This is a genomic window from Acinetobacter sp. YH12105 (assembly GCF_013419095.1).
In the GTDB taxonomy this organism is placed as follows: domain Bacteria; phylum Pseudomonadota; class Gammaproteobacteria; order Pseudomonadales; family Moraxellaceae; genus Acinetobacter; species Acinetobacter pseudolwoffii.
The window spans coordinates 1-8,739 of sequence record NZ_VPAU01000032.1 but is presented as its reverse complement, the minus strand read 5'-3'; the positions used below and the strand labels follow the sequence as shown (position 1 = coordinate 8,739).

The following is an 8,739-nucleotide window of genomic DNA, read 5'->3' as shown; positions in this document are numbered from 1 at the left end:
CATTCTGTACCGTTAGAGTTTAGATAATTAAATACATATTGTACCGAAATTAAATATTAAGTCTATAAATACGGTTTTTGAGTTGCTTTTTAAGACTTTATTTTGTTCCGTTAGGCTATACTCTAAATTTACAGAACATCTCTTATTCGAAATTCGATCGAATGGGAGTAAAAGCCTGCCTCAATTCGAATTAATTTTACGTTTTTTAATTTTAAAAGTTCGTCGCCCAGCAAGTCGGTAAGCAAGGTCAGGATTCCGGCCGTCCAAGTGTTTAACCAAAATTGGCACACCATTCGGTGTTTTACTCATTAAATTATCATTTTCTACATACAGCACTGTTCCTCTTTGCGCTGCGGCAATAAAGCGGTCTCGAAGTACATTTGCAGCTTTGGCAGCAATACCTGATTCATTGTCATCTTCATCAATTAGATCTACTGTTGACATAGTGCCGTACTCCCAATTAGCTGATATATGAATCATATTACAAGTCGGGTAGACAGGATAAAGAACTAGAGACCTTTCTACATATAATGCTCTGATCGACACACACAATAGCTTCTTTCCACATCAAGGTAGGTATTATGTGTGATCTGAATTTTATATTTAATTTCAATAACTTATAAATATTAATGTTTGAGTTTTATTTTTGCCACATAAACAAAATAATATTTAAAATCAAATGCTTATATTTTATAAAAAATTTAAAGCTTAGCATCACACATGATAGCTACCTAAATTAGCTCCATTAGGTAGCTATCATGTGTGTCGATATTAAAAATTATGTTTAATTTCAATGTATTAATAGAATTCAACTCTTTATAATTTTGATATTTTTTTTACAAAGCACGGGATCATCTAACAGAAATTTTTTCCCTTTTTTAATCCTGGATATTTAGAATCGGTAGAAATTTCTTCACTTAAAAATTTAACTGCCTAGAGAGCAAAATGAATCCTATAACTTTTCAGAAACTGGAAAAAATGAATAAGCACTGCAAGGCTTGTGTTAAAGCCTATGCACTTTTGACTTTGTTGAGTCTGGTGACTTTTTTCATCTATTTTTTTAATCGTTTCACATTAGAAATTCTCGTTACGGACACGACTGCTCTATTTCCGGTTATCAAAATGGAAGCGTTGGCACTTGGGATAATGCACATTGTTTACTGCTTCTTTTTTAAATATGTCGATAAAAAACTTCAAATATTCGGCTTAGATTCAAATAATCTGAATGAATACATCCAGCGGAATCAGGCATTTTTCCAAAAATATTAAGGTATGGCTTCTCCAGTGGAACTCATGTCTTGTAATACATCAAAGACAAGTCTCTCAATGCCTGAGCGTGCTTTATCACGGTCTGGATCTAGCCAGGATAGCGACGGGAATTCGGCACAGAGTCCAATAAATTCCCCGTCTTGGGCGGACCATGTCACACTAAATAAATAACGAGCTTCGGTCTTAAAATCGAAAAAAGCTTTCATATATTTTGCCGCGTGTTTAGCCTCAGCTCTCAAATCGTCAATTTCTTGGCGGCTGAGATAATAATCATCAGGATATTTCTGCATGAGTTATCACCATTGTTAATTGAGATTGATTTAAAAAACATCCTATACCTCGGTTTTATTGGACTTCGCCTTCCATTTTTCGTATTTTTTGTTGAGATCTTCCGTTAATACACTCCTAAAATGAGCTTCTGCTTCTTGATATGATGAATTATTTACAATCGAACTTTTCAGTTTTTTCATATATGAAAGTTTTAAAGTCCGGGCACCATGATCAAACCAGGGCTGATTATATTTATCCTTGAATAAGCGTTTTTCTAGGTGATACAAATTTCCGATCTGCTGACGTACCCCACGGTAGCCTAAATAGCCCTCCAAGGCCCGGAAATGGCGTTCAAAATAGGCTTTCTTCTCATCCAGACTGGCATTTTTTTCAATCAGGCTCTGAAACCGCAAAACGACCCTTTTCCCTTGTTCTAGTTGTTCCTTATAGGCTTTATCAGTCAAACGCCAGGTCCAATCTGTGACATGTTTTTCATTGGTCCAATTCTTGGCTTGAAGCTCTTTAATGCTTTTCTTCGGCTTGGTCAGACGTACCAGTTCATATCTACCACAGCTGATTGGATTAACCTCACCAATGTAACTAAAAGACTCTGAACTTGGACAGATCTCAAAGATTTTACGGTTAATCTTCAATAAATCTTGTTTGTCTGTTTTGCTCAAAACTTTTTGAGTTTTTTCATCCAATAAGAAAGCATCACTGGTTCGACAAAACAGGTAAGCCTCTACTTGCACCAAAAAAGCAGGTTCATTTTTATCAAATTTTTCCCAGCATTCACTCTCACTCAGTCCTGGTAAATAACTATAAGTGAAATGAACCAGCAAGCTAAAAACTGGCTCACTGTTCAATCTTCTTCGATAGGTTTGTTGGGCTGTTTCCAGTAAATGATAACGCTCAATCCATTTTGAAATCATACGGCTTGCTTCATCAGTATTCATATTCAATATGAATTTCTTAGCAACAAGATCATATTCGTTCGTCATCATTCCCATGACATGTTTTGTAAAATCTTTAGGAACATAGCTGTAATAAATCATTTTTTTATTACTCTTAAAGTGATTTTAATAAAGTGATTCTATAAGAGATTTATAAAAGATATTTATTAAAAATTCTATAAGAAATTCTTAAAGTCTCAAAAATGCAATTTTTGAGACTTTAAGCATGATTGCGAATCACCTTCGGAGATTCTATAAATAGCAGTTCCCCAAAATGGGCTTGACGACCGCAACTTGATCAAATATAAAACTTTTAGGGTCTTTGATTTTTTGCGTGGACTGCCAATCCATGAGCCAATTCTTTTCTGTTTGGTTCCTGGGTTGCCTACCCATGAATCAGACACACTCCCCCTTCTTGAGGATTGCCAGTCTTTGAGAAGCTTTAGTGGTGAAGCTGCGTGCGTGAGGAAACTCTAGCTGGCGCGGCTACACTAGGGGCTGGCGGGTGTGACTCCCGCTTTCTACCTGTTCACTCATTTTGATGAATGAACACCCTCCACTCCCAAGGTGGAGGTCAGTTGGGCGACAAGGACACGGGATCACGGTGACGTGGCGGTGGGAGTAACTTCCCTCCTAGGCTGAAAGGGCCAAAACCCTGTATTAAAACAGACAGTCAGAGGACTCACGGAATGAGTAACCTCGTGAATAGCTGATAACCAGACGCTTCAAGTCAAAAACAAAAATAAAGACAAGGGCGTAGGTTATACCCACAGGTGGGCTTTTGAGGGCATCGTGAGGTGTCAGGGTTGCAAGGCGAAAGCTGGCGCAATCGGTACTCGATTTTAGGTAGAACAGTGAATTTGTCGGAAGACATTCTGTTTTGCTGTCGAGATCAATGGATAGCTCAAGCCTGTAAGGTCGTCAACATGGTGCTTTTTAGGCTGTGTATGTCGATATGGGTAAGGCGTGAACGTGGATGATTATTAACTACATATTGCATTGTATAAACCTGATACGACTTGGAACTGCGATCGGGGGAGATAGGAATGTAGGTGTTGTATGTAGGAGATCGGCACGGGTTCTGCCAGTTTTCAGGCAACTGAAAACAACTGTTTTAATACTAACTTGGGAAGCAGTTTTGTTTAATGACGAAGCCGTATTGCTTAAAGATTTCTCTTTAATTTGAAGAGGTCTTTATTCAATCGGAGGCAACTTCCGAAAACAGAACTGTGGGAGAGTGACTTAGTAGGGCTTTGCTGTAATGGCAAAGGAAGCATTTCAATTCGAGTGAAAGGCGAGCGTTGAAATGAGTAACGAAAGGACACGCCATTAAGTTGGAGTGTGTAAGAGAATTGGAAGAATGTGGTTTGAGGATGAAGTTTGGCAACTTCATAGACTTGGCGGTCTAAACCCTCCAGCCACATTTGTAAAAATCGACCTAGAAGATCAGATTCGAGTGGCATCGGATCCAGAAATTCCAAGAACCTTGAGAAAACAAGTCAAATCAAAGTCTTTGATCCGACTTTTTAAAAACGGTTAGTGGGGACCTCACTTAAAAAATCCTGACGCAGCCGATTCTGCTGAACGAAATTAAAAATCTGTGTGTCCCTCATCACACATAAATAACTGAGATCAAAGTCCTGAGTACGACTATAAACTGCTTTCCATTTTGCGCTGATTTGCGTTTTAAGCCATTTTCTCTATTTGATATAGGTAATCTTGATAATCAGTGAAAAAACGCGTCTACCCCCTATTTTTTGCCTCTAATCGTTATATCAGAGCGAGTGTCTACGAGCGAACATCAAAAAGTCGTGCCTAGACTCCCTGAAAAACAGCTTTTTAGGCTGTGAAGTCAAAAAAGGCGTAAATCATATGTAGAAAATTGAGCCTAGACCGAGCGAAGCGAGCAAAAAAGTACTATGAGCGAAGCGAATTCCGAGTTGCTTTTGCTTTTTCTAAAACTCACGAAAATATTAACCAAAAAATTGCCCCTCGAATCGAGCGAAAGCGAGATTCAATAGAGTTTGAGCGAAGCGAAAACCAAGGGCAATTTTTCATGATTCACGTTTTTAATTATTTTTAAATACTTTTAATGTTTTTAGATGCTCTGTAGCCCTATAAAATAAAGGGTTACAGAGCTTATACATGGACGTTTATCTTGCTATACATGGACGTTTATCTTGCTATACATGGACGTTTATCTTGCTATACATGGACGTTTATCTTGCATATATTGACAAATATTATAATGTCAATTTTAAGGTTGAATTATAAACCACCTAATTGCAATAAGTGTTTGTATTTAATGAATTTTTATTAATTCCGATTATATATTAGATATTTAATAAATATTAAATACATAATATCAAAGATATTATCTTAAAATATCTATATATATTATTGTTTTTATTATAAATAATAGATTAGATAATATATTAAATAGACATTTTATAACCTATTATTTTTAATATACATGGACGTTTATCTTGCATAACATGGACGTTTATCTTGCATAACCTAAAAAATCATTGACATCAAAATATAGTGTCAATATATTGACATCAAATGATCACGTCAAAATAAAGATATGAAAAATACTGTCGTCAAAGATAATGCTTTAATCAATGCTAGTTACAACCTAGATCTAGCAGAGCAAAGACTAATCTTATTAGCTATTGTTGAAGCTAGAGAAAGTGGAAAAGGTATCAATACAAACGACCCACTCGTTGTTCATGCTGAAAGTTATGCACATCAATTTAATGTTCATAGAAATACGGCTTATACAACATTGAAAAATGCTTGTAATGCACTGTTCTTACGTCAGTTTAGCTATCAAGAAAAAAACTCTAAAAACATAGAACATATTAAATCTAGATGGGTTAGTGAAATCAGATATATAGAGAATGAAGCCGTGGTTAAACTTATTTTTTCCCCAGCCATTGTTCCATTAATTACAAGATTAGAAGAACATTTTACTAAATATGAGCTAGAACAAATTAGTAATCTGAGTAGTGCTTATGCAATCCGTTTATATGAGCTTTTAATAGCGTGGCGAAGTACAGGTAAAACGCCAATTTTTGAATTAGCCGATTTTAGAGAAAAATTAGGAGTTGATAAAACAGACTACGCGATAATTTCTGATTTAAAAAAACGAGTACTAGATATTTCAGTTAAACAGCTTAATGAACACACTGACATCACTGTTGAATACGAACAACATAAAAAAGGACGTTCAATTTACGGCTTTTCATTTTTATTTAAAAACAAGCAAACAGAGCAGAATTTAAACTCGACACGAGATCCAAATACCGTAGATCTTGTTTCAAAAATGACTAAGGCTCAGCGACATTTATTTGCTAATAAACTCTCTCAATTACCTGAGATGAGTAAGTACTCCCAAGGCACCGAAAGCTTTCCGCAATTTGCAATTCGTATAGCTGACATGCTGCAAGATCCACATCGTGCTAAAGAACTGTATCCATACTTAGAAAAAGTGGGATTTATGTCAGCTACTAAAAACAATGCTGTTAACAACTAAACTCTCAGTGAGTGAAGGATCCAGAATTAAAATCTGAGACTAAATAATTAAACTATAGTCATATAAGGAATTTGAAATGCTTATTGATGCAATTGCTTTATTAAGTGCTAAAAAAAATACTAAAGGTTATTCAGCTCATATCCAAATTGAGACTTCTGACGGTTCAGAAATTAGTGGCTCTATACAATTAGATCATGAATGGGATTATCAACTCGGCTTTTTGAGAGATTTAATAAATACAGAAGAAGATATGCGTTTTGTTGATAGAACCTTTACCAGTGAGGATTTTAGAAATGGTGTTTTAGGTTACTTAAGCAATTAGGCTTTAAACCTTGAGTGTATTAAAGAATACACTTGTTGTATTCTTTAATACGTCTCCTAAATACACAGTAATACAGTATGAAAACAAGTACAAAATACAGTGTTAGTGATGCTGCAACACTGTATAAAAAATCTCGGGCCACACTCTACAAAGATATAAAAAACGGAGTATTAAGTCGTGATCATGATGGTTCTATCGACTTCTCAGAATTACTTCGTGTCTATGGTGAGCCTTTTGGTGGAAAACACCCAAAACGTATTGACATGTCTCCGATACAAAACCTAGATACACCTGAATACAATGATAAAACAGTGGAAGAACTCAAAAATCAGATTGAGTTTCTAAAGAAACAACTAGAAAAGGCAGAAGATAGAGAAGCAAAAGCTAATTCTCGCATCGACACACTCCTGACCCTCATTGAAATGAAACCATCCCAAGCCACTACAGCTAATAATCATCAACCTGAAACAGATATAGCGATAGATCCAAAACTAGAAACCAAACCTAAAGATGATGGATTGACTATTCCGGTTGAAAAAGAAAACAAGCGAATCCCTGTTCCTGAACACGTAGACCCAGAACCGGAAAAAAGAGGCTTCTGGAGCCGCTTCTTTAAGCCATATGGCTGATCTGATTGTTCACCTGGGCTTATTAAAACCGTGGAGCATTGCTCAAGAAGTAAGCGTGGAACGTGAAAAATCACAAAAAAAGCCCACCTTGGGGAAGGTGGGCTATCAACTAGAAACTACAGCATTGATTTCTAAGTGGAATTATAACGCATTTCGTATAACGTGTATTATGTTAATTTTAGAAAATCTAAAATAATTATTGATAATTTTTTTTTGAAAATTTAACATACCTTCCGATTGGTATTTTAGGTATGATTACTTATGAACAGTGTGTTACTCGCTTATGTATTACTTGGATTTGCAATAGTTTCCGAAGTGATTGGAAGTAGTTTTTTAGTTAAATCGGAAGGGTTTACAAAACTTTTTCCAAGCGTGATGGTCTTTATTTTTTTTAGCACGGCATTTTATTTATTATCACAAGTTATTAAAACAATCCCTTTAGGTATCGCATACGCTATATGGGCTGGTGTTGGGATTGTTCTAACTGCTGTAGTTGGCTACTTTGTTTTTAAACAGACACTAGATAATCCTGCTTTAATTGGAATTGGTTTTATCGTATCTGGCGTAATAATTATTAATTTATTTTCGCAATCAGCAGGTCATTAAGTGAAAGAAATTCGGCAACAAAAGAAGCAACCAGAGGTTATTCGAAAGCGCATCCTTGAACAGGCAACTATTCTTGTTTCTCAAAAGGGTATTTCTGGTGTTTCTATTCAAAATATTGCTACAGCAGTAGGTATAACAAAAGGGGGGGTATTTCACCATTTCCCGAATAAAAAAAATTTGATAGAAGAAATGTTCAATCAAATAATTCTTGATTTAGATCAAACAGTTGAATACTTGATTAAACGCGATCCAACAGAATATGGTAAATTCACACGAGCTTATATTCATAGTTCTTTTATCCATCAAATAGATGGGGTGGTTTCTGCTTGGTCAGCGTTATCAATGACTATGATCACAGAGCCTACCTTTAATAAAATTTGGATGGAATGGCTAAAAAATAGATTATCTCAACATGCAGAAACGGATAGTCATCCTGATTTAGAGTTACTTCGTTTAGCAGCAGATGGGTTGTGGCTACAAAGTATTACCGGAGTCATTGATGATGAGCAATGTTCAAAATTAGAAGACGATCTGCTTAATCGAACCTATTTAACATAAAATCTCTTATTCGAAATTTGAACTGTAAGCCCCAGATAGAAAAATCCAGTGCATAGAACGGCACTGTTGCAAATAGGCTGACATGATAAGCTAAATATCTTATTTATTTCGAGATACAGCAGATGAATCCCTTCCACGGTCGGCACTTTCAAGGTGAAATCATTCTTTGGGCTGTTCGTTGGTATTGTAAATATGGCATCAGCTATCGTGAACTTCAGGAAATGCTGGCCGAACGTGGAGTGAATGTTGATCACACCACAATTTATCGCTGGGTTCAGCGTTATGCTCCAGAAATGGAAAAACGTTTACGTTGGTATTGGCGTAATCCTACAGATCGACATTTATGGCATCTGGATGAAACTTACGTAAAAGTGAATGGCAAATGGGCATATCTATACCGTGCAGTTGACCAACGTGGCCATACTCTTGATTTCTATCTTTCTGCTAGACGAAATACCCATTCAGCTTATTGTTTTCTTGGAAAAATTTTAAATAATGTGAAGAAGTGGCAAATTCCACAAGTGATCAACACGGATAAAGCACCCACATATGGACGTGCTTTATCACGGTTAAAACGGGAAGGTAAATGTCCAC

Annotated in this window: 10 protein-coding genes; 7 read left to right on the top strand and 3 right to left on the bottom strand. The window is 36.1% G+C overall.

The annotated features are described in order from the left end of the window. Nucleotides 1–180: 180 nt before the first annotated feature. Entirely contained in the window at nt 181–444 is a 264-nt protein-coding gene (locus FTU44_RS14600; protein WP_127801456.1) for a hypothetical protein, read from the bottom strand. A gap of 501 nt (nt 445–945) precedes the next feature. On the opposite strand from FTU44_RS14600, the gene FTU44_RS14595 reads away from it, so the two are divergent. After that, nucleotides 946–1,269, top strand: coding sequence for a hypothetical protein (locus FTU44_RS14595; protein WP_104442387.1), 324 nt, complete (start codon nt 946–948; stop codon nt 1,267–1,269). Here the strand turns inward: FTU44_RS14595 and FTU44_RS14590 are convergent. Both FTU44_RS14590 and FTU44_RS14585 read right to left on the bottom strand, forming a co-directional pair. Next, entirely contained in the window at nt 1,266–1,475 is a 210-nt protein-coding gene (locus FTU44_RS14590) for a hypothetical protein (protein WP_005404800.1), read from the bottom strand. The genes FTU44_RS14595 and FTU44_RS14590 overlap by 4 nt on opposite strands. Nucleotides 1,476–1,601: 126 nt before the next feature. Beyond that, nucleotides 1,602–2,594, bottom strand: a complete 993-nt coding sequence (locus FTU44_RS14585; RefSeq protein WP_227554861.1) for a hypothetical protein — start codon at nt 2,592–2,594, stop codon at nt 1,602–1,604. A 2,485-nt stretch (nt 2,595–5,079) separates the two neighbouring features. Between FTU44_RS14585 and repM the strand changes: the two genes are divergently transcribed. From repM to FTU44_RS14555, 6 genes are all read left to right on the top strand, one after another. Then, nucleotides 5,080–6,030, top strand: coding sequence for a replication initiation protein RepM (repM, locus tag FTU44_RS14580; protein WP_005404786.1), 951 nt, complete (start codon nt 5,080–5,082; stop codon nt 6,028–6,030). Between the two features lie 76 nt (nt 6,031–6,106). After that, nucleotides 6,107–6,352: a hypothetical protein gene (locus FTU44_RS14575; protein ID WP_005404787.1), complete on the top strand. Its 246-nt coding sequence runs from the start codon at nt 6,107–6,109 to the stop codon at nt 6,350–6,352. Between the two features lie 77 nt (nt 6,353–6,429). Beyond that, nucleotides 6,430–6,981: a plasmid replication DNA-binding protein gene (locus FTU44_RS14570; protein ID WP_005404788.1), complete on the top strand. Its 552-nt coding sequence runs from the start codon at nt 6,430–6,432 to the stop codon at nt 6,979–6,981. Nucleotides 6,982–7,242: 261 nt separating this feature from the next. Further along, nucleotides 7,243–7,587, top strand: coding sequence for an SMR family transporter (locus FTU44_RS14565; RefSeq protein ID WP_005146112.1), 345 nt, complete (start codon nt 7,243–7,245; stop codon nt 7,585–7,587). Beyond that, nucleotides 7,588–8,145 (top strand): TetR/AcrR family transcriptional regulator, encoded by a 558-nt coding sequence (locus tag FTU44_RS14560; protein ID WP_005146114.1) that lies wholly within the window; start codon nt 7,588–7,590, stop codon nt 8,143–8,145. 122 nt (nt 8,146–8,267) lie between these two features. After that, a partial coding sequence (locus tag FTU44_RS14555; protein ID WP_151817486.1) for an IS6 family transposase occupies nt 8,268–8,739 on the top strand: 472 nt, incomplete at its 3' end.